General features: G+C 69.8%; 19 protein-coding genes. 10 read left to right on the top strand and 9 right to left on the bottom strand.

Annotated features, from left to right (window positions below):
* The first annotated feature begins 66 nt into the window (after positions 1–66).
* Positions 67–1,197 (top strand): metallophosphoesterase, encoded by a 1,131-nt coding sequence (locus ACFW0G_RS26210; RefSeq protein ID WP_378328039.1) that lies wholly within the window; start codon positions 67–69, stop codon positions 1,195–1,197.
* Between the two features lie 122 nt (positions 1,198–1,319).
* Positions 1,320–2,114 carry an alpha/beta fold hydrolase gene (locus ACFW0G_RS26205; RefSeq protein WP_378328038.1) on the top strand — a complete coding sequence of 265 codons (795 nt, stop codon included), beginning with the start codon at positions 1,320–1,322 and terminating at the stop codon, positions 2,112–2,114.
* A 12-nt stretch (positions 2,115–2,126) separates the two neighbouring features.
* On the opposite strand, the gene ACFW0G_RS26200 is transcribed toward ACFW0G_RS26205, so the two are convergent.
* The gene (locus ACFW0G_RS26200; protein WP_378328037.1) at positions 2,127–3,026 is read right to left on the bottom strand and encodes an SAM-dependent methyltransferase; all 900 of its coding nucleotides are present in this window, start codon (positions 3,024–3,026) and stop codon (positions 2,127–2,129) included.
* Between the two features lie 133 nt (positions 3,027–3,159).
* Here ACFW0G_RS26200 and ACFW0G_RS26195 point away from each other — a divergent pair, with 133 nt between their 5' ends.
* Entirely contained in the window at positions 3,160–3,822 is a 663-nt protein-coding gene (locus ACFW0G_RS26195) for an HAD family hydrolase (protein ID WP_378328036.1), read from the top strand.
* On the opposite strand, the gene ACFW0G_RS26190 is transcribed toward ACFW0G_RS26195, so the two are convergent.
* Positions 3,806–4,264, bottom strand: a complete 459-nt coding sequence (locus tag ACFW0G_RS26190) for an NUDIX domain-containing protein (protein ID WP_378328035.1) — start codon at positions 4,262–4,264, stop codon at positions 3,806–3,808. The two genes, ACFW0G_RS26195 and ACFW0G_RS26190, sit on opposite strands and share 17 nt — an antisense overlap.
* 148 nt (positions 4,265–4,412) lie before the next feature.
* On the opposite strand from ACFW0G_RS26190, the gene ACFW0G_RS26185 reads away from it, so the two are divergent.
* Positions 4,413–4,880, top strand: coding sequence for a DoxX family protein (locus ACFW0G_RS26185; RefSeq protein WP_378328034.1), 468 nt, complete (start codon positions 4,413–4,415; stop codon positions 4,878–4,880).
* An 83-nt stretch (positions 4,881–4,963) separates the two neighbouring features.
* Here ACFW0G_RS26185 and ACFW0G_RS26180 read toward each other — a convergent pair whose 3' ends face one another.
* The 6 genes from ACFW0G_RS26180 to ACFW0G_RS26155 all read right to left on the bottom strand — a co-directional run bounded on the left by ACFW0G_RS26180 (position 4,964) and on the right by ACFW0G_RS26155 (position 10,417).
* Positions 4,964–5,566: an ATP/GTP-binding protein gene (locus ACFW0G_RS26180; protein WP_378328033.1), complete on the bottom strand. Its 603-nt coding sequence runs from the start codon at positions 5,564–5,566 to the stop codon at positions 4,964–4,966.
* Positions 5,547–5,918 carry a DUF742 domain-containing protein gene (locus ACFW0G_RS26175; RefSeq protein ID WP_378328106.1) on the bottom strand — a complete coding sequence of 124 codons (372 nt, stop codon included), beginning with the start codon at positions 5,916–5,918 and terminating at the stop codon, positions 5,547–5,549. The genes ACFW0G_RS26180 and ACFW0G_RS26175 overlap by 20 nt, the downstream gene beginning before the upstream one ends.
* A 79-nt stretch (positions 5,919–5,997) precedes the next feature.
* Positions 5,998–6,414: a roadblock/LC7 domain-containing protein gene (locus tag ACFW0G_RS26170; protein WP_378328032.1), complete on the bottom strand. Its 417-nt coding sequence runs from the start codon at positions 6,412–6,414 to the stop codon at positions 5,998–6,000.
* On the bottom strand, positions 6,414–8,876 hold the full coding sequence (locus ACFW0G_RS26165) for a nitrate- and nitrite sensing domain-containing protein (RefSeq protein ID WP_378328031.1): 2,463 nt from the start codon (positions 8,874–8,876) through the stop codon (positions 6,414–6,416). Before ACFW0G_RS26165 ends, ACFW0G_RS26170 begins: the two co-directional genes overlap by 1 nt.
* A gap of 373 nt (positions 8,877–9,249) precedes the next feature.
* A complete protein-coding gene (locus ACFW0G_RS26160; protein WP_378328030.1) occupies positions 9,250–9,525 on the bottom strand; it encodes a hypothetical protein in 276 nt (91 codons plus the stop codon).
* Between the two features lie 232 nt (positions 9,526–9,757).
* Positions 9,758–10,417, bottom strand: coding sequence for a transcriptional regulator (locus tag ACFW0G_RS26155; RefSeq protein ID WP_378328029.1), 660 nt, complete (start codon positions 10,415–10,417; stop codon positions 9,758–9,760).
* Positions 10,418–10,556: 139 nt separating this feature from the next.
* Between ACFW0G_RS26155 and ACFW0G_RS26150 the strand changes: the two genes are divergently transcribed.
* Positions 10,557–12,398: an AMP-dependent synthetase/ligase gene (locus tag ACFW0G_RS26150; protein WP_378328028.1), complete on the top strand. Its 1,842-nt coding sequence runs from the start codon at positions 10,557–10,559 to the stop codon at positions 12,396–12,398.
* A gap of 44 nt (positions 12,399–12,442) precedes the next feature.
* Here the strand turns inward: ACFW0G_RS26150 and ACFW0G_RS26145 are convergent, their stop codons facing one another.
* Positions 12,443–13,336 (bottom strand): SDR family NAD(P)-dependent oxidoreductase, encoded by an 894-nt coding sequence (locus ACFW0G_RS26145; RefSeq protein ID WP_378328027.1) that lies wholly within the window; start codon positions 13,334–13,336, stop codon positions 12,443–12,445.
* Between the two features lie 373 nt (positions 13,337–13,709).
* On the opposite strand from ACFW0G_RS26145, the gene ACFW0G_RS26140 reads away from it, so the two are divergent.
* From ACFW0G_RS26140 to ACFW0G_RS26120, 5 genes are all read left to right on the top strand, one after another.
* Positions 13,710–14,927, top strand: coding sequence for an MFS transporter (locus tag ACFW0G_RS26140; RefSeq protein ID WP_378328026.1), 1,218 nt, complete (start codon positions 13,710–13,712; stop codon positions 14,925–14,927).
* 494 nt (positions 14,928–15,421) lie between these two features.
* Positions 15,422–16,738 carry a diguanylate cyclase gene (locus ACFW0G_RS26135; RefSeq protein ID WP_378328025.1) on the top strand — a complete coding sequence of 439 codons (1,317 nt, stop codon included), beginning with the start codon at positions 15,422–15,424 and terminating at the stop codon, positions 16,736–16,738.
* Positions 16,739–16,843: 105 nt separating this feature from the next.
* Entirely contained in the window at positions 16,844–19,018 is a 2,175-nt protein-coding gene (locus ACFW0G_RS26130; protein ID WP_378328024.1) for a phospholipase, read from the top strand.
* A 373-nt stretch (positions 19,019–19,391) separates the two neighbouring features.
* A complete protein-coding gene (locus ACFW0G_RS26125) occupies positions 19,392–20,801 on the top strand; it encodes an LCP family protein (RefSeq protein WP_378328105.1) in 1,410 nt (469 codons plus the stop codon).
* 184 nt (positions 20,802–20,985) lie between these two features.
* Complete coding sequence (locus tag ACFW0G_RS26120) at positions 20,986–21,456, top strand: helix-turn-helix transcriptional regulator (RefSeq protein ID WP_378328023.1); 471 nt, start codon at positions 20,986–20,988, stop codon at positions 21,454–21,456.
* Positions 21,457–21,574: the final 118 nt, after the last annotated feature.

Below are 21,574 nucleotides of genomic sequence, written 5' to 3'. Positions count from 1 at the left end.
GGACGAACCATCTCCGCTTTTCGACTACGCTGGGTACATCCGGTTCAGTGGAAAGCAGGCAGTGCGATGGGTCGTTATCTCCGGGTGGTCGTGCCGATTCTGGCACCGCTGCTGCTGTTCGGCGTGCCCTGGCTGTCGCTCGTGCTCGCCCCGGACTGGTCCGCGGCGGGGTTCACTATCGGCACCGTCGTTTTCGCGGCGGCCCTGCTCGCGCTCCCGGCACTGATGATCCTCGGTCACGGCCCGCGCCAGCTCGACGCGGCCGCCCGCGCCGGTGACATCCTGCTCGGCGTCGTCTGGGTGCTGTTCACCTGGAGCGTGCTGGGCCAGCTGGTGCGGCTCGTGCTCGCACTGTCCGGTGTGGACGATCCGGCGCGGACGGTCGCCGTGGTGACCGCGGCCGTCGCCGTCGTGCTGCTCGTCGCGGGCAACCGCGCGGCCATGCGGGTCCCGCCGGTCAAGGAGGTCGACGTCGTCATCCCGCGGATCGGGCCCGGCATCGACGGGCTGCGGATCGCGGTCGTCACCGACACGCATTTCGGGCCGCTGGACCGGACGAAGTGGTCGGAGCGCGTCGTCGCGATGGTCAACGGACTGAGCGCCGACGTCGTGTGTCACGCCGGAGACCTCGCGGACGGCTCGGTGGCGCGGCGACGCAAGCAGGTCGACCCGCTCGGCGGCGTTCAGGCCGGGCTCGGCCGGTTCTACATCACCGGCAACCACGAGTACTTCGGCGAGGCGCAGGCCTGGCTCGATCACATGGCCGGGCTTGGCTGGGACACCCTGCACAACCGGAGCACGCTGGTCGAACGCGGCGGCGACCGGATCCTGTTCGCCGGGATCGACGATCCGACCGGCGCCGGATCCGGGCTGCCCGGCCACGGCCCGGACCTGCCCGCCGCGCTCGACGGCGTGCCGTCCGATGTCCCGGTCGTGCTGCTCGCCCACCAGCCGAAGCAGGTCGCCCAAGCCGCCGAGGCCGGAATCGACCTGCAGATCTCCGGGCACACACACGGCGGCCAGATCTGGCCGTTCCACCTGCTCGTGCGGCTCGACCAGCCGACGCTGGGCGGGCTGAGCCGCCACGGCGAACGCACCCAGCTCTACAACAGCCGGGGCACCGGCTTCTGGGGCCCGCCGTTCCGGGTCTTCGCGCCCAGCGAGATCACCCTCCTCACCCTGCGCCGTAGCGCCTGACCTGCGGTTTTCTGCGCCGCAGTGTCGAAATGTGCTACCGACAAATTTTTTTGTCTTGACAGCTCGATAGTTCGGTGCGAACGTAGTCGTCGACAGCGACCCCACAGAACGGAACAGACGTCATGAACACCGTGGTTTCCGCCGACGGCACGACCATCGCCTACAGCCGCGTCGGGCAGGGCCCCGCGCTCGTCCTGGTCGACGGCGCGATGTGCTACCGCGGCCAAGGCCCCAACGAAGCGCTCGCCGCAGCGCTGGCCGACCGCTTCACCGTGTACACCTACGATCGGCGCGGACGCGGCGAAAGCACCGACACCGCGCCGTATTCGGTCGACCGCGAAATCGAAGACCTGGCGGCGGTGATCAAGGAAGCGGGCGGCGCGGTCTCGCTGTACGGCATCTCCTCCGGCGCCGCGCTCGCCCTCGAAGCCGCGCACCGCGGCCTGGCCGTGCGGAAACTCGCGGTCTACGAGCCGCCGTTCGTTATCGACAGCACCCGGCCCCCTGTGCCCGCCGACTACCCGGACCGCGCCGCGGCGGCGGTCGAGAACGGCCGCCCCGGCGACGCGATCAAGATGTTCATGACCGAGGCCGTCGGCCTGCCCGGCCTGATGGTCACGATGATGCGCCTGATGCCCGCGTGGCCGAAGCTCAAGCGCGTCGCGCACACCCTTCGCTACGACGCCGAGATCATGGACGGCAACCAGGCCGGGCGCCCGCTGCCCGAAGGCCGATGGTCCGGGATTTCGGTGCCGGTACTGGTGTCCGACGGCGGAAAGAGCCCACAGTGGATGCGCAACGGCGTCGCCGCGCTGGCCACGCAGCTCGGGACCACCGTCCGCACGCTGGACGGCCAGACGCACCTGGTGAAGACCAAGGTCCTCGCCCCGGTCCTCGCCGACTTCTTCACCCAGTGACCGGTCGCCGAGTCAGCTGGGTAAGTGTGCCTTGACGAGTTGGGCCTGGCCGAGGAACGACTCGGTGCCGGGATACATCTCCCTGCCGTACCGCGCGAACGCCTCGCTCGCCTGCTCGACGTCGACCTCCCAGCCCTGCGCGCCGAGCCACTCGTTAGGGTTCCGGCGCGGGGCGCGGTTCCACAGGGTTTCGATGTCGATCCCCATGTCCAGGCTGGCCTGGCGGAACGGCGCGTCCAGCGAGTCCGGGAAAGCGGATTCGGGCAGTCGTTCGGTGGCGACGTGGCTGCCCGGCGCGGACAGCTTCACGATCTCCCCGAAGAGTTTTTCCTCGGCCTCGGGCGGCAGGTACGGCAGTAATCCTTCGGCGAGCCACGCCGTCGGGCGGCCCGGCTGGAAACCCGCGCCCAGCAACGCGCGGGGCCAGTCCTCGCGGAGGTCGACCGCGACGGCCCGACGGCGGCAGGCGGGCACGGCACCCTGTGCGTCGAGGACTTGCTGCTTGAACTCCAGCACCCGCGGCTGATCGATCTCGAAGACGTCGCGGCCGGTCCAGTCGAGCCGGTAGGCCCGGGTGTCGAGGCCGGCGGCCAGGATCACCACCTGCGGAGTGTCCGCGGCCGCGAAGTAGTCGTCGAAGAACCGGGTGCGTACGCCCATATAGCCCGCCATGGACGCCCAGTCGCTCACGAGAGCGTCGTCGCCGGGTTCGAGTGGAAGCGGCACCGGCGGCTTCGCGGCACGCACGAACGACGCCGCGTACGGATCGTCGATATGGCCACTCGCCGTCTCCACCGCGCGGGCGGACGCCACCGCGAGCGCGGTCAGGCCGACGCTGGTCACGATGTCCCACTGCCGGTCGTCCGTCATGTCGACCCCCGATCCACCGCCGATGATCTTTCTTTCGATCATGGCACCGCGCGATCGTCCCGGCACTATCCGTGCACGAAATGCCCGGCTTCCCTGGCTGTGGCGTGCCTCTCACCCATCCGGCCCAGCGCCCGCTGACTTGCTGTGGCGGAGGTCGGTCGGGCAGGGTGCGGGAGTGTCCTTCCGCGCCTTGATCTTCGACTTCGACGGCACCCTCGTCGACACCGAATCCGCCGTACTGGAGGCCTGGCAGGGCACCTTTCGCGAGCTCGGCACCGAACTTCCGCTCGAGAAGTGGTACGAGGTCATCGGCACGCACACCACGACGCCCGCGATGTTCGCCCTGCTCACCGAGCTCGTCGGCGAACACGATCAGGACCTCATCCGGCAGGCCAACCGCACCCGGATCCTCGCGCGCCTCGAAACCGAAGGCGTACGCGAAGGCGTGCTCGACTACCTCGACGTGGCCACCGCTCAAGGACTGCGGCTGGGGATCGCGTCTAGTTCTTCGATGGGCTGGGTGCGGACGCATCTCGACCGCCTCGGGATGGCCGAGCGGTTCACGTCCGTCGTCACCGGCGACCGGCACGCGGCGAAACCCCGGCCGGACCTCTACCTCGCGGCCCTCGCCGAACTGGAGGCCGACGCCGCCGACGCGATCGCGTTCGAGGACACACCCCACGGCGTCTCCGCTGCGAAGGCCGCCGGGATGACCTGTGTGGCGGTGCCGAACCCGATCACCGCCGGACTCGACTTCTCGCACGCCGACCTTGTCCTGCCCGGCTTCGACGCCAAGCCGCTCGACGAGGTGCTGGAGCTGTTCACAGCAAAGCGGTGAGCCGGTCGAGGAACGGCCGCTGACCCACGACGAGCTTTTCCCTTGCCACGTCGAGGGTGAACCACTCGGCCCGGTCGACCTCGGGGAACTCCTGGAGCCGTCCCGACCGCGGCGGCCATTCCAGCTCGAACGTCCCCGGCACGACGTCGGCCGGATCGAGATCGCCCTCCACCGCCCACGCCGTCACGACCTTGCCGGACTGTTTGACCTCGCCCAGTTCCCGGTACTCGCCCTCGGGCGCGGGCAAGCCCAGTTCCTCGGTGAACTCGCGACGCGCCGCCGCCTCGGGCTGCTCGTCCGGATCCAGCTCGCCCTTGGGCAGCGACCACGCGGCCGCGTCCTTCTTCGCCCAGAACGGCCCGCCCATATGTCCGAGGAGGACTTCCGTCTCCCCGTCGCGGCGACGGAAGAGCAGGAGCCCGGCACTGCGTTTGGCTGCCATCGGCCCAGTCTTCCGGCCCGCTCGCCGCGCCCGCGAGACGGGTTCGAAAAAAAGTTCCCGGCGGATGTCGATCCGGTCGATCGCCGCTCGACGCATAGGTGAGAGCAAGCCCGAGCCCGGGCGACGACCGAACCGAAAGAGGCCCGAGATGACCACGATCGCCCCCTCCGCCAAGACCGCCCGGACCGCCACCGCCGAGACCACCGAGCGCCGCCGCACCCAGCTCAGCGCCCCCGCGTCCGCCGTCCTCTCCGCCTTCCGGATCGTGGTGGGCTTCCTGTTCCTCTGCCACGGCCTGGTCGGGTTCGGGCTGCTCGGTGGTGTCGACGGCAACGGCACCGCGGTGCCGCTCGGCCAGTGGCCCGGCTGGTGGGCGACGGTCATCGAGACGGTCGGCGCGCTGTTCATCCTGGCGGGCCTGTTCACCCGGCAGGCCGCGGTGCTGCTGTCCGGGACGATGGCCTACGCGTACTTCACCGTGCACGCCGCCGAGGGCCTGCTGCCGCTGCACAACATGGGCGAGCCCGCCGCGATGTACTCGTGGATCTTCCTGCTGATCGCGGCCGTCGGCCCCGGCGCCTTCGCGCTCGACACCCTGCGCCGTCGCCGCCGCTGAATCCCCCGCCCGATGCCGTTAAGGCCACCTTGCAGGCGTCTGACGCCCGTAAGGTGGCCTTAACGGCATTTCGGCGGCGTGGTTCAGAGACCGGCTTGGGCGGCGGCCAGGTCGGACCGCGCCATGACGTGTTCCATCAGGATGGTCAGCACCTGCTTCGTGGACTCGCGCTCGCGAGCGTCGCAGAGCAGCAGCGGGACGTCCGGGCCGAGGTCGAGCGCGGCACGGACCTCCTCGGTGCCATAGCGGTAGGCGCCGTCGAAGCAGTTCACGCCGACGATGAACGGCAGTCCGCGCCGCTCGAAGAAGTCCACGGCGGCGAAGCAGGTTTCGAGCCGACGCGTATCCGCGAGCACGACGGCGCCGAGCGCGCCCTCCGCCAGCTCGTCCCACATGAACCAGAACCGGTCCTGGCCGGGCGTCCCGAACAGGTACAGGATCAGGTCCGGGTTGATGGTGATACGGCCGAAGTCGAGCGCGACCGTGGTCGTGGTCTTCTGCTCGACCCCGGAGAGGTCGTCCACCCCTTCCGACGCCGCGGTGATGACCTCCTCGGTGCGCAGCGGCGGCACTTCGCTCACCGAACCGACCATGGTGGTCTTGCCGACCCCGAACCCGCCCGCGATCAGCACCTTGACCGCCGTCGCGGTCAGGGATCGCCGGGGATCAGAGTTTCCGGATGCCATCGAGAACCGCCTGCAGTACGTGTTTGTTGGGGGTGTCGGTCGCCGGAGCCGCCGCGCGGAACAGCACCAGGTTCTGTTCGATCAGATCGCTGAGCATCACCTTGACCACCGGCAGCGGCAGGTCCACCCGCGCGGCGACCTCGGCCACCGACACGGGACGCTGGCACAGGGTCAGGATCCGTGCGTACTCCGGTTCCAGCATGGCGACTTCGGCCGCCGTCCGCAGGGCGACCACGAGCGTGATCAGGTCCAGCCCGAGGGTGTCCGACCGGGTGCGGCCGCCCGTGACCGCGTACGACCGGACCAGCGGACCGGCCTCGTCGTCGAACCAGGCTTCCCTCCGCGTCATCATCATGCGATCGCCTCGCTCCGCGAGACAGCGCCCAATCCCTTTTGGCGCATGATATCCATGATTCGCTCGCAAGCTTCGCTCATGGCGACGCGGTCTGCCCCGCCGTGGTCCGCGGCGCCGACGTGAGCACCGCGCCGACCCGCTTGACCATCAGGTTCATCTCGTAGGCGACCAGGCCCATGTCCGCGTCCTCGCTCGCCAGCAGCGCGAGGCAGGCGCCCCGGCCCGCCGCGGTGACGAAGAGGAAAGCGTGGTCCATCTCGACCATGGTCTGGCGGACGTTGCCGCCACCGAAGTGCCGCCCGGTGCCCCTGGCGAGGCTCTGGAACGCCGAAGCCACCGCGGAAAGGTGTTCGGCGTCGGCCTCGCTCAGGTTGCCGGACCGCCCGATGAGCAGCCCGTCCGAGGAGAGCACCACCGCCCGGTCCGCGCCCGCGACCCGCTTGACGAGGTCGTCCAGCAACCAGTCGAGCTCACTGACTCCTGAGTTGACCATTACTCGCGATCTCCGTACCTGTCGTCGATACCGGGTTCCTCCTGCTCACGCGCGCGCCGCGTGCCCTGCTGGAACGCCGCCAGCCGATCGCGGGCGAGCTCCGGCGTGTCCTGCCGGGTCTCCTCCCGTTCCTGCCGCGCAGCCCTATCTTCCCGCAACTGCGGGACGAGGTTCTGCTGCCTCCGCCGCTGGGGCAGCGGGGGACGGCCGGGCGCCGCGGGCCGCTGTGGCTGCTGCGGCCGCCCGTCCTGGGCCGGCCGCGGCTCCTGCGCCGGCCACGCGGGCGGATGCTGCGTGCGCGCGGGCTCCGGGCGGACCGGGCGCTGCGTGCGTGAAGGTAGCGGCGGCGGCGCGGTCTCGCCACCGGACGGCGTCCGCGGCGCGGGCGGCCGCTCGGACGCGGGCAGCTCCGGAACCGGCACGGGCATCGGGGGTTCGGTGCGGTGCTTCCCTCGCCGTGGCCTGCCGATGACGGTGACACCCTCGGCCGGCTCCGGAGTGTCCTCTTCGGACACCGGCCCCCGCTCGGGGAGTTCCTCCTCCGGCTCGGGAAGCTGCGCGAGCAGTTCCGAGCGGACGAGCACGATCGCGCGCGTCCCGCCGTAGGCCGACTCGCGCAGGTGGACGTTGATGCCGTGCCGCGCGGCCAGCCGGGCGACCACGAACAGGCCGAGCCGCGGTTCGTCGGACAACGCCATGATCCCGAAGTCCGGCGGATCGGCCAGCATCGCGTTGAACTGCTCGGCCTGCTCCGGTTCGAGCCCGAGGCCCTGGTCCTCGACCTCGATCACGACGCCCTTGCCGACGACGTTCCCGCGCACCTCGACCCGCGACTGCGGCGGAGAGAACGACGTCGCGTTGTCGATCAGCTCGGCGAGCAGGTGCACGAGGTCGCCGACGACCGGCCCGCGCACGGCGATCTGCGGCAGCGCACCGGTTTTGACGCGGGCGAAGTCCTCGGTCTCGGCCGAAGCACCCCGCACGAGTTCGGCGAGGCCGACCGGATTGCGCCACTGACGGCCGGGCTGGCCGCCGCCCAGGATGATCAGGTTCTCGGCGTTGCGGCGGGCGCGGGTCGAGAGGTGGTCGAGCTGGAACAGGGTGTCCAGCTGCTCGGGGTCCTCCTGCTTGCGCTCGGCCTGGTCGAGCACCTTGAGCTGGCGGTGCACGATGACCTGGCTGCGGTGCGCGATGTTGAGGAACACCGTCTTGGTGCCCTCCCTGGTCTTCGCCTCGTCCACCGCCGCCGCGATCGCGGTCTGCTGCGCCTTGTTGAACGCGTCGGCGACCTGGCCGATCTCGTCGGTGCCGTGGTCGAGGAAGTGCCCGCCGTCCTCGAGGTCGACCGGCTCGCCGTTGCGGACCCGCTCGACGAGTTCGGGCAGCCGGACCTCGGCCGCGTCCAGGGTGTCCTCGCGCAGCCGCGCGAGCCGTCCGATGAGCCGCCGGGACAGCCGCAGCGCGACGATCACCACGGCGAGCGCCACCAGAAGGGCCGCGGCCGCGCCGATGATCGAGTTGGTCAGGGTGTCGTCGGCGTCGTCGATCGCCAGGTTGGTGGCGTGCGAGCTCTGCTGGACGAACAGTTTCATCAGGGTGGCGCCGACCTGGTCGGCCGCGGCCCGCCACTGCTCCTGCGGGACCGGGAGCTTGGTCAGGTCGCCCCGCAGGAAGGCGTTTTCCACGGTGGTCAGCGTCTGCCACTGCGGCGAGGCCACCAGTTTGTCGTACTGGGCCCTGACCTCGGGGATCATCCGCGAGGTCGACGCCTCCAGCTGGGCGTGGTAGGCGCCGATCTGGCCGAGATAGGTGCGGAAGTCCTCTTGGCTCAGCCCGCCCGAGGCGAGCGCCGCCGCGGCGAGGGCGTCACTGCGCCGCATCTCGTCGGCCGCGCTGAACATCGGGATCGCGGTGAGCCGCTCGAAGGCGTTCTCCGCGCCACGCGCGGCGCGGGCCAGCGCGCCGACGCCGTCGATGAACTGGTCCATCACCTGGTTGTAGAAACCGAAGGCCTGGCCGAGCTGGAGCTGGCCGCTGTCGGCCTGCTGGCGGATCTGCGGCGTCTTCGCGTACAGCGTCATGAACGTCGCGATGTTCTGCTTGACGCTGTCGGGGACGTGGCTGTCGGCGGTGAACTGCTTCAGGTTGTCCGCCATGGGCGCCGCCGTGGCGTCGGACTTGGCGCGAGCGGCGGTGAGCGCCGGCCGCTGGCTGGTCTGCCCGGCGAGCATGCCCAGCGTCAGCCGCCGCTCCTCCTGGAGCGCGGCGAAGAACGGGATCGCCGGCGTTTCGGAACTCCTGATCTTCAACGCGTATTCCCGCGACGTGGCCGCGTCGAAAACCAGATAGCCCGCCAGCGCCACACCGACGAGCAGCAGCGCCACACTCGGGATCAACGCGATCGTCAGTACGCGCGACCGGATCGAAGAGCCCCGGCCCCGTCGAACGGAATTCTGCTTCACCGTGGTCCGCTTTCGTTCCGGCAGTTCATGGGCACAGCCTTCCGGCAGTTCGTGGGCACACGTCACCTCAGGACGCTTCTCACCCGGATTCCGACCAGCCGGATCAACTCACCGTGGTCCGCTTCACCGGCGAAGACGTTAGGCAGCCCTTGGCGCGCACGTCAAGTCCGGTCACCTGCGATGATCGCGCTTCCGTGAGCAGGTCACATACCGTTGTGACAGCTTGGAAACTCCGCCACGGTATCCGGACCCGCTGAGCACGCGCTTACCTGCGGTTTCGCACGTCACGCCAGGCCGGAAAGCGATTGTCACCGCACCGGTATGCGGTGTCGAACACGCTGCGCGAACCGCGAAAAACTCTTGGTGACTTCGGTCACGGACGGCGACGGTCCCGGCTTCCGAGCTCCTCGCCGAGAATGTCGGCGACCCGGCGAGAGGCGTCACCGAGCCATCTGCGACACGCCCACCACAAGGTCACCACCGCGGCGGCGAGAATGACGAGCAGCACGCTTTCGACGGGATATTTCCGGACGACTCCGCCATATTCGGCGACCAGATACCCGAATATCACACCGGCACACAGAACAACGGCATGGGAAACACGGAAAGCCCGGCTCCTGCGAAACTGCCTGACCGCGGAAAGAGGCATCCTTCCCTCCTCGCCATCATCGCCCGGTGTCGTCTCCCGGGATCTCCCCCACGAGACGGGCACGCCACCTTTTCCTTACGCCACAAGGGCAAAATTCTCCCCCGGCGCCGCGAGGCACCCGGCTACCGGAAACGGTCCGGAATCATAACAGGCATTCCCCCGCGAACAAACGCGCTCCTCCCCCATGGGGGCGATTACTCGTCAAGAAACGTTACTGGCGCCGGTTTTCCGGTCACACCGCGGAGAACTCGTCGGCGAGGCTGTTCCAGAACATCAGCTCGTAGCTCTGGAAGAGCCGCGCGTACGTCCTGGCCTCACCGCTCACCCTGCCGCTGTCCAGCCCTGCCTGGACGGCGGCCACCGCCTGCGCCTCGATCTCCGGTACCGGTGTCGCGAAGAAGTCGAAGAATCCGCACGCTTCGTCATCGAAGTCGTAGTGCTCGCGCATCGCGGTGGCGATGGCCGCGCAGTAGCGGCCCCACGCGGCGAAGTTCGCGGTGATCGCGACGACGACATCGGCGGGTTCACCGTTCAGCGCCAGCCACGCGAAGTACGCCGGATACGCCTGGCACCCCGCACGTGGCTTCTCGACGTCGGCGTCGTCCGGCCCGGCCGCGTCGGTGAGCGCGTCGAGCTTCGTGAGCGCGAGGCCCTCCCCCTGAGCGAGCCCGGCGAAGAACTCGAGCGCGTTCGTTTCTTCCGCGCGAGCGGCCAGGGTGTGGAAGCTGCGCCAGTCGCTGCGCACGATCCGCCGCTCCTCGGCGGCGATCGCGGCGAACACCGCTCGCGGCGCCTCGCCCCGCGCGATCAGCGGCACCAGCCGGTTGTCGTCGTCGCGCGGTGCCAGCTCCGCTTGGACGGCGTCGAGCAGTTCGCGTGCCGACCCGGTCATCTCGCTCCTCGGCTGGGTTACGTGGTCCTTCCATTCAAGCGTGCGGCGCAAGGCCACCGGGCGTGGCCGCGATTCTCTATCCAGCGCGCGCCGCAGCTCTTACAGTGTGGCCAACGGGGCTACCTCGAGGAGGCCAGTGTTGACCACTCAGCAATCCGTCGCCGCACAGACCGAAGGGCTCACGATTCCCGGGCTGTTGCACCGCAACGCCACCGAATTCGGAGATCTCCCCGCGGTCACCTCGCTTGACGCCGAAGGGCGTCCGACGCTGACCTGGCTGGAGTTCCGCACGGCGATCGCCGAGGTGTCCCGCGGTCTCGCCGGGCTCGGCCTCGGGCCGCGCGACCGGATGCTGATCATGGCCGTGAGCAGCCCCGAACACCTGACCATCGACCTCGCCGCCGCGCACCTGCGGGCGATTCCGTGCACCGCCTACCACACGCTGAGCCCGGAGCAGATCCGCTTCGTGGCGCGGCACAGCGCGGCCGGTGTCGTCGTACTCGGCGGTGCCGAGGAGCTGAGCCGCTGGCAGCCGGTGCTGGACGACCTGCCCGCGCTCCGGCACGTGGTCGTCTTCGACGCCGGCGCGATCCCTGCCGGTGACGACCGGTTCATCTCGCTGGCCGACCTCCGCGCCAGGGGCAAGGAGGCGCTCGCGGCCGACCCGGACGCCTTCGAAGCCTCGTGGACGGCGATCCGGCCGGACGATCCGCTGTCGATGATCTACACCTCCGGCACCACCGGCGACCCCAAGGGCGTCGTGCTCTCGCATCGCAACGCCATCCACGAAGCCTTCGCGGTGAAGCACGCGCACAGCAGCCCGATGCACGCGACGAACATCGCCTATCTGCCGCTCGCACACATCGCCGAGCGCGAAATCTCGGTGTACATGCCGATCGTCTATGCCGGGCATGTGCACACCCTCGCGGACCCGACCGCCGTCGTCGGCGCGCTCGGCCAGGTCCGCCCGCAGAGCTTCTTCGGCGTGCCGCGGGTGTGGGAGAAGATGGTCGCGGGGCTGAAGAACATGCTCGGCGGTGTCCCCGAAGAACGGCGCACCGCGCTGCTGGCCGCGAACGACCTGCTGCAACAGGGCTACAAACTGCGCAGCGCGGGCGAAGAGGTCCCGGCGGAACTCGCCGAAAAGATCGCGAAGACCGACGAGACCGTGCTCGCCCCGATCCGGGCGCTGCTCGGGCTGGACAAGCTGATGGTCCCCTCCAGCGGCGCGGCCGCGCTTCCGCTGGAGGTCGTGTACTTCCTCGCCGGGCTCGGCGTCGAGATCATGGAGGTCTGGGGGCTGTCGGAGACCACCGGCGCGGTGACCGCGAACCACGCCGGCGCGTTCCGCGCGGGCAGTGTCGGCAAACCGCTCGCCGACGTCGAGGTCAAGGTCGCCGAGGACGGCGAACTGCTGGTCCGTGGCCCGATCGTGTTCCTCGGCTACCTCCAGGAGGACGGCACGATCAGGTCCGCGACCGACGCCGAGGGCTGGCTGCCGACCGGGGACATCGGGACGATCGACGACGACGGTTTCGTCTCGATCACCGACCGCAAGAAGGAACTGATCATCACCTCCAGCGGCAAGAACATCGCGCCGACCCGGATCGAGGGGCTGCTCAAGGAGCATCCGCTGATCGGCCAGGCGGTCGCGATCGGCGACGACCGGCCGTACGTCACCGCGCTGATCGTGCTCGACGACGAGATCGCGCCGGCTTGGGCCGCGGCGAACGGCATCGAAGCGGACGGCGTCGAGGCACTCGCCGAGCACGAAGGCGTACTGGCGGAGATCGGGCGCGCCGTCGAATCGGCCAACGACCGGCTGGCCCGCATCGAGCAGATCAAGCGGTACCGGGTGTTCGCGCGTACGTGGACGCCGGAGAGCGGCGAGGTGACCCCGACGCTCAAACTCAAGCGCCGCATCATCAACGACCGCTACCGCACCGACATCGAATCCCTGTACGACGCGGTCCGGAGCTGAAGGGGACTTTCCTCGCATGGCATGCGAGGAAAGTCCCCTTCAGCTCATGCCGTCCGCGAGGGCACCGTCCACTTGCGCAGGCGTGGCGGCACGCGCTTTTCGAGGCCGTAGTTCTCCAGGTGCGCGCTGAACACCTCGTCGAAGGCGCGCTGCACGGTCTCGGTGTCCCACACCGGCCGTTCCAGGATCGGCTGCTTGAGGAACGGCTGGCCCATGACGTGCAGCTGCGGCCCGTTGCAGCGGATCATCTGGCCGGTGATCCCGTGCGCGCCGTCGCCGAGCAGGAAGAGCACCACCGGCGCGATCTTGCCGGGGGTCCGGTCCGGCGGACAGGCCCGCAGCGAGCGCTCGGACTTCCACACCATCCGGGTGTGCGCGAGCGGGCAGACGGCGTTGACCCGGATTCCGGCATCCTCGAGATCCAGCGCCCAGGAGTAGGTCAGCGACGCCACCGCGCCCTTGCTCGCCGCGTACACCGCGAGCTTGCGCTGCCCGAGCGAAGCGCCCGAGGAGATGTTGACGATCGACCCGCCGGTACCCGCCGCGACCATCGCCTTGATCGCCGCCAGCCCGGTGTACATCACCCCGAGCACGTTGACCTCGACGAGTTCCTTCGCCTGCTCGACGTCGTCCTCCCATGGCAGGGCCTCGTAGTTCAGCCCCGCGTTGTTGACCAGCCCGTCGATCGCGCCGAACTCCGCCACGCACAGGTCGACGATCGCCTGTGCCTGCGCCGGATCGGCGACACTGTGCCCGCTGGCGACGGCTCTGCCGCCGTGCACCCTGATGTTCTTCGCGGTCCGCTCGGCCAGTTCGACGTCGATGTCGTTGACCACCACCGCCCCGCCCGCGCGTGCGACGTGCACGGCGAACGCTTCGCCCAGTCCTCTGCCCGCCCCTGTCACCACGACGGCCTTGTCCTGCATCAGCCCGTTCATTGACTTTCTCCCCGCTGCCGCACCGGCGAGGCTCCCGTCAACACCGCCGGCTTCACTACCCAGTGTTGGCCCATTCGGCCGTACGAGCAGTGCGACCGCGATGAGCGGCGGTCACTCTGCGCCGAACGTGTCGCGTTCGACCAGCCCGGAGATACCCACGCACAGATCAGGAACACCCGATCGACACCCATTAGCCCGTTCGGCGCACAAACCTCCGGGGTACCGTGTCCGCTGTCGGCTCCCCGTGTCCGGTCGCATACTGACTGTCGACCCGCGCGCGGAGATTTATGACTCCCTTACCGGCGCTGTCACGGTGAGGGCCACAATGCGGTTCTGCTGCACGTTCACCCGATCGGGGGGAAGTGGTTACCCGGTGACGACCGACGCGACGCCACGGCTGCGAGCCGTACTGGCCAATCGCGAGTTCCGCGCGCTCTGGTTCGCCGAGACCCAGTCGCTCGTCGGCGACCAGCTCACCGTGGTGGCCCTGTCGATCCTCGTCTACGACCGCACCGGTTCCGCGCTGTGGACGGCGGCGGTCTACGGCCTGACCTTCCTTCCCGCGCTCGCCGGCGGCCTCGGCCTGTCCCAGCTGGCCGACCTCTTCCCTCGCCGGACCGTGCTCGTCGCGACGTCCCTGCTGCAGGCGGTGTGCATCGGGCTGATGGCGATCCCCGGTACCCCGATCGTGGTGCTGTGCCTGCTCATCGTGCTGGCGAAACTGGCGGCGGCGCCGGGCATCTCCGCGCAGAACTCGCTCGGCCGCGAGATCTTCACCGACGACCATCGCTATCTGCAGAGCCAGGACCTGCGCGGGATCTCGGCCAACACCGCGACTCTGCTCGGGCTCGCGGGCGGCGGGCTGCTGGTGGCCGCGCTGGGCACCTCGTGGGCACTGACCATCGACGCGCTCACCTATCTGATCGGCGCGATCGTCGTGGGGGCGGGCGTGCGCGGCCGCCCGGCGGCGGGTGAGCGCGGCGCCGGGTGGTTCGGCGCGATCAAGTACGTGTTCGGCCAGCCACGGCTTCGCGTGCTGATCTGGCTTTCGTGGCTCGTCGGGTTCGCGGTCATCCCCGAGGGGGTCGCCGTACCACTGGTCCAGGAACTCGGGGCGAGCAACCAGGCCGTCGGCTGGCTGCTCGCGGCCGACCCGCTCGGGTTCGTGGTCGGCACGTTCCTGCTTTCCCGCTACGTCTCCCCGGACGGCAGGCGGCGCGCGCTCGGGCTGCTCGCAATCGTGCCGCTCCTGCTGCTGACGACGTTCGCGTTCCGGCCGAACCTGATCATCAGCATGCTGATTCTCGGGCTCGCGGGCGCGGCGGGCGCCTACTTCATCACGGTGGGCGCCACCTACATCACCTGGGTGCCCAACGAAATCCGCGGGGCGGCGGGCGGCCTGTACCGCACCGGACTGCGGGTGGTGCAGGGCATCGGCGTGGCCATCGGCGGTGGCGTGGCCCAGCTGCTGGGCTCGGCGGGGACGGCGATAGCGGTAGCCGGGGCCGCGGGCGTCGTCGTCGCCGTGCCCATCGCCGTTTCCTGGGCACGAGTACGGAACGCCACCTCCCCCGGGACCGTCACTCCGTGAGCGAAGCTTGCGAGCGAACCATGGACATCATGCGCCCAGAAGGATTGGACACTGTCTCGCGAAGCGAGTCGATCGCATGAGCGACGGCAACCGCATCAGCGCGACAACGGGTCACCGAATGAACCCGGTCGCTCACGCACGGACGACGATCACCAGTCACGAGCGGACACGAGACACACCTCCCTGTAACAACGCAGCACCTCGGAACATGAGAACGGGTCACCAGTCGCGGGCCGACATAGGATTGCCTCCCATCGGTACTCGTCGCTTCAGTGGGCCGGGCCGGCAAAGCGCTCGACCCTGTGTGCAGCATGACACTTCCGATGGGCTGAGATGATACCGGCCGAACAAAGCGAACAGCCGCCCCAGCGGATATCAGCCGTATTACCGAAGTGGCCCGGGATGGGGCGGAGAGGAGACGTGGTGACCGACCGTCTCCGAGAGAGTTCGTTCCGGAACCGGGCCGCCCCCGCGCCGGGGAGGCGGGCCGCCAGGTGACCGACGCCGAACCAGCGCCGGACGGCTCCGAGAGCGGCAAGGCGGGCAGGCATCCCTACGACCCGCGCGCGTGGGCGCTCTGGAAGCACCCGCGGCGAGTGATCGTTTACCTGCTGGTCATGGACGCGCTGGCGCTGCTCGTCTTCGCGTTCACCTTCGCCGCCTCGGCCGCGCCGGGCAAGCTCGACTGGCTGCGCTTCGGGATCCTCGCGGCGGGCGCGACGGTGCACATCCAGTTCACCCAGCGCCAGGAGGAAAGCCGCCGCGCGGGCACCAGCACCGTGCTGATCGACCTCACCGCGGTGTGGGTTTTCCCTGCCGTTCTCACTTTGCCGCCCATTCTGACGGTGGCCCTGATCGCCATTATCAGGGCGCAGCGCTGGTTCACCGCGCGACGGCCCGCGAACACATTTCTTTTCGCGTCTATTTCACATTCCGTCGCGGCCGTTCTCGGCCATCTCGCATTCACCGCGATGGGCGACTGGCAATGGACATCGCTCAGCCCGCTGGAATCGCTGCGCGAATTCGGAGTCGTCGTATTGGCCGCCGCGGTCTACGAGGGCGTCCAGGTCGTCTACATCGGTGGCGTCATCGCGCTGAGCGCCGGCAAGCAGGCCAAGCTGCGCAACATCCTTGGCAGCAAACAGGACAACATCCTCGAAGCGGTCACCACCGGGCTCGGTGCGATCACCGCCGTCCTGCTGATCGTCCTGCCACCGGCGGTCGCGATCATGGCCGTGGTGACCGTCATCTTCAACCGGCTCGCCGAACTCGACCAGCTGCTCGACGACGTGCGCACGGACTCCAAAACCGGGGTGCTCAACATGCGCGGCTGGTCGGAGGCGGCCGATCGGGCGCTGACCAGGACCGCCCGATCGGACGAGAAGCTGGCACTGCTGATGATCGACCTCGACCACTTCAAGTGGATTAACGACACCTACGGGCATCCCGCGGGCGACGACGTCCTCCGCGATATCGCGCAGGCACTCGACGAGGTGACCCGGCCTTCGGATGTGGTCGGCCGCTTCGGCGGCGAGGAATTCCTGGTCCTGCTCCCGGATATCGACGAAACATCGGCACGGGAAGCCGCCGAACGAGTACGCTCGGCAGTGGCCAAACTGCATATCGTGACCACCGACAAACGCGGCGGGCAGACCACGATCTCGGACCGGACCACCTCGATCGGCGTCGCGGTCTATCCCGAGCACGGCACGACCATGGAACAGCTGCTGCAGGCGGCCGACGCGGCGGTTTACGTGGCGAAGGAGAACGGCCGCAACCAGGTCCGGCTGGCACCGGACGACACCCCGTGAAGCACTGATTCCCGTCACCCGCACGGGCAGTATCGGGTTTCCCGACACACCGAACGGGGGCTGGCCCCATGCCCGGCGCCGTACCGGGCTGGCACCCTGGACGCCATGTCAGCTCCCGCCGAGAGCGTGCCCGCCCCCGTGGCGGCGCCCCGCCGACGCCCGTGGTCGACGTCCGGCTGGCTGCTGCTGGTCCTGCTCGTGGTGTTCGCGTTCGGCCTGATCGCGTCGCGCCCGCCGTCCCCGCCCGACCAGGGCCCGCCCACCGGCGACGTCCTCGCCGCACAGCAGGCGATCGACGCGCTGGTCCATCCCGGCCCTGCCGCCACCGCGCTCGCGCTGCTGCCCCGGGACTTCACCGCGGTCAGCGGCGTCACCCCCGGCAGCATGACCGCGCGCGACGGCACGGTCCGCGCGGTGCACACCGACGGCGGCTGTTCGACCCCGTGGGGCGACGACAACACGAAATGGGACTACGCGGTCCCGTGCAAGGCCCACGATCTCGGCTACGACCTGCTGCGCTACGCCGACCACAAAGGACATCCGCTCGGCCAGGACATCCGGGCGGCGCTGGACGCGCGGCTCTCGCAGGACATGCACGCCACCTGCGGCCTCAACCCGATGGGCTCGCCCGGCACCTGCCACGTGGTCGCCGCGTTGTACTCGGCCGGGCTCGTGGTCAACTCGTGGCACCAGCGCTGGGGACCGCCGGTGGGCGATCCGATCGGCCCGATGGTCGCCGGGGTGCTGGTGATCGCCTGCCTGCTCGTGTTCCGGCTGCGCGGCTGGCTCCACGCCCGGCGGACCGCGCCCGCGGTCCGGCCCGCCACGCTCCCCGCCCCGGACGCCGGCCGCTGGGCGACGCTCGGCGCGGCCTCGGTCGTCCTGCTCATGTTCGGCGAATCGATGACCGCGCTGGCGCAGTGGGCGGGCGTGCCCGACGGCTCGGTGTGGCCGCTGACCTGGCTGGCCCAGCTCGCTCCGCTCATCTTCTTCGCCGGTGGCCGGATGAACGCGGCGGGCTGGCGCGCCGAACTCGACGCGGGCGGCCGCTACCGGCATTACCTCGCCGAACGTGCCAGCCCGCTGTTGCGCCCGGCCCTGATCTTCGCCGTCGTCGCGCTGCTCGTCCCGCTCGCACTCGAGGTGTTCGGCATTCCCGCCGGGACGACCGCGACGGTGATGCGGATCGCGCTGCACCCGCTGTGGCTGCTCGGCGTGTACCTGCTGACGATCGTCCTCACGCCGTTGCTGCTGGCCCTGCATCGCCGGGCGCCGGTGAGCACGATCGCCGGGCTGCTCGCCCTGGTCGTCGCGGGCGAACTGGCCGCCGGGCTGTCGGGCTCACCACTGCCGAGGTACGCGGCGACACTGGGGCTCGCGCTGCTCGCCCAGCAAGTGGCCTTCGCGCACGCCGACGGCGTCCGGCCGGGACGTCCGGCGCTGATCGCCGCGGCCGTCACCGGAGTGGTCGGCCTGGCCGCGGCGAGCGTGGTGCTCGGCGCACCGCCGCTGCTGCTCGGCGGTCCCGGCGCGCCCGCCGCGTTCTCCGCGCCGCCGTGGGGTGTGTTGTTGCTCGGCGTCAGCCAGCTCGGCCTGCTCGGGCTGCTGTCCGCGCCGCTCGCGCGGCTCGGCGAACGGACGTTCGTGCGGCGGCCCGCCCGCTGGGTGCTGCGGGCGCCGATGAGCCTGTACCTCGTCTTCCTGGCCGCGATGCTGTTGCTGATCGCGATCGTGTACCTGCCCGGCCGGTTCGCGGACGTGCTGGCCTGGCTGTTCCGGCCCCGGACGCTGCTGGCGGTGGGTCTGCTGGCGGTGCCCGCCGCCCTGGTGTTCTGGTGGTTCGAGCGACACTCGGGCCACGCGCGCCCGGCACGGCCGGACGAGGGACCTGGCCGGCGGACGGCCGTGTTGACCAGGGCCGCGGCGACACTGGGCATCGGCTACGCGACGCTCGGCGTGTTCGGGTTCGCGCTGACCCGGTTCGGCGTGGTCGCCGCGGACGCCGAACTGCTCGGCCTGCGGCTCGACCCGATCCAGAGCGTCGTCCACCTGCTGCTCGGGGTGTTCCTGCTGCACACCGTGCGGCTCGGCACCAGCGCGCGGACCGGGACGTGGCTGGCGTGCGCGCTGGCCGGTGCCCCGACCTTGCTCTCGGCGGCGGACGGTGACCGTCCGGGCACGGTGGGTGTCGTCCTCCACGCGGCGACCGCGGTGTTCGCCCTGTCCGCGGCGGCCGTCACACTCCTGCCCCGGCGAGCGGCCGCGGCCGTGCCGTCCTGATCTGACCGCCCGATTGTGGCATCGACCAGGCGAAACGAAGCTGTTTGACGGAAAATGGGTGGTGCGTCGCTGAGACGTCACGCCGATGTGTCACCCTACGGCAACCGCAACGGCGACCCATACGTCTTATCTGCGGCCCCGAAGACCGGACAACACGAAGGGAGACGTCCGCGTGGACCACCCGCCTCGGAACGGGCAAGGCGATCGCCGCCCCGCCCGCCCCAGGCCGGACACGTCCGGACGTGTCCCGTCGCGGAGCGGTCCGCCGCCCCGTGGCGTGCGCCCAGCGCCCCCTCGCCGCGGTGGCCCGCCGCCCCGCCGGTCGCGGTTCCGTGGCGCGAAGATCGCCGTGGTGGTCGTGTCGCTGCTGGTGATGAGCCTGACCGGCTACGCGTGGGCCGCGATGCAGGGCCTGGTCAAGGGCCTCAACTACGCCGACGTGATCAGCAACGGCGCCGGTGGCGACAAGCCCGCCGACGGCGCGCGGGACATCCTGCTGGTCGGCCTCGACAGCCGCACCGACGCGCAGGGCAACCCGCTGCCGCGCGAGCTGCTCGACGAGCTGCGCGCCGGGGTCTCCGACGGCGAGCTGAACACCGACACGCTGATCCTCGTGCACATCCCGAATGACGGCAGCAAGGCCGTGGCGATGTCGATCCCGCGCGACTCCTACGTCGACATCCCCGGCGGCTACGGCCGCCACAAGATCAACTCCGCGTACGCGCGGGCGATGTCGGACGCCCGCAACGATCTGCAGAAGCAGGGCGTCACCGATCCGAAGGAACTCGACGTCAAGGCCAACCAGGCCGGGGCCAAGACGCTGATCCAGACCATCGAGAAGCTCACCGGGTCGACCATCGACAACTACGCCGCGGTGAACCTGCTCGGCTTCAGCGACATCACCAAGGCCATCGGCGGCGTCGACGTCTGCCTCAGCAACAACGTGAACGACCCGTACTCCGGGGCGAAGTTCACCAAGGGCCAGCACACGATCTCCGGGGTCGAGGCGCTGGAGTTCGTCCGCCAGCGGCACGGCCTCCCGCGCGGCGACCTCGATCGCGTGGTCCGGCAGCAGGTGTTCATGGCCGGGATGGCGCGCAAGGTGCTCTCGGCCGGGACGCTGGCGAACCCGGCCACGCTGAACTCGCTGATCGACGCGATCAAGAAGTCGGTCGTGCTCAACCAGAACTGGGACATCTTCGGCTTCGCCCAGCAGATGAAGGGCCTGACCGGGGGCCAGCTCGAGTTCCGGACCATCCCGGTGGTCAACGTCGAGTACCAGACCCCCGAAGACGGCGTCGCGATCCAGGTCAACCCGAGCCAGGTGCGTGACTTCGTGCAGGGCCTGACCGCGGCACCGGGCAAGCAGGCCCCGGCACCGGACACGAGCGCGAACAAGGCGACCACCGTGGACGTCCGCAACTCCTCCGGGGTCACCGGGCTCGCGGCCAACGTCCAGAAGCAGCTCACCGACAAGGGCTTCACCGCGGGCGACACCGCGAACGCCTCCTCCCGCAAGTCCACGGTGCTGTGGGTCCCGCCGGGGCAGAAAGCCGCCGGGCAGGCCGTCGCGGACGCGCTCGGCGGGAACCCGGCGATCCAGGAGGACAAGACCGTCGACGCCGGGCACGTCATGGTGTTCCTCGGCTCCGACTACCAGGCCCCGGCCTCGGCCGCGGGGAACGAGTCCTCGTCGGGATCGGCCGCCCAGCAGCAGGCCCCGGCCCCGCTGCAGGAGGACCAGAAGCCGATCACGGCCGAGGGCGTTCCCTGCGTCAACTGAGCTGTTCAGCGGCACTCGTGTAGCCCATTCGGCTCAATACCGGAAATTGGTCCGAAAGACATGCCCGAAACCGCGTAAGAGCGGGCCACCTGCGGACTTTCATACCCGTGAGGTGCATCCGCCGCGGATTTGTCACGCCGGTGCGGATGTCGAGTGGTCGGCTAGCAGGGCAGGGGATCGTGACGTGCTGATCGACGCTGAGGACTACCAGCGGATACTCGGCGACGAGCTCCGCAAGCTCCGCCGCAGGCGCGGCTGGACGCGCAAGGAACTGAACCAGCATCTGCAGAGCGAGATCTCGCTACAGACGCTGGCCACCTACGAACTCGGCACCCGGCAGTGCTCCGTGGTGCGCCTGGTCGAACTGTGTGTCGCCATGGACGAGCTCCCGCAGGACCTGCTGGCGAAGGTCCACCGCCGGGTGTTCGTCGAGGAGCCCGGACGGGTGCGGATCGACCTGCGTGAGGTCGTCAGCAACGCCCGGCCCGAGCTGCTGCCCCTGCGGCGGTGGGCCGAGGGCAGGCTGCGCCAGGCCGGGGAGAACGGGACCGCCGAGGTCGCGCTCGACCTGCCGGCGCTGGAGACCATGGCCGAGCTGTGCCAGATGCCGACCGTCGACCTCATCGCCGAACTCCGGAACCTGACCCCCCACTGACCTGCCCCTCCCCCAAGCCGTCAAGGCCACCATACGGGCGCCAGTAGCCCCTAAGGTGGGCTTGACGGCCCTTCGAGCCCACGAAAATCCGAGGAGTTAGTATTCGGACAGGCGGACC

Source organism: Amycolatopsis sp. NPDC058986 (genome assembly GCF_042741125.1).
Taxonomy (GTDB): Bacteria; Actinomycetota; Actinomycetes; order Mycobacteriales; family Pseudonocardiaceae; genus Amycolatopsis.
This window is presented reverse-complemented; position numbering and strand designations above follow the sequence as displayed.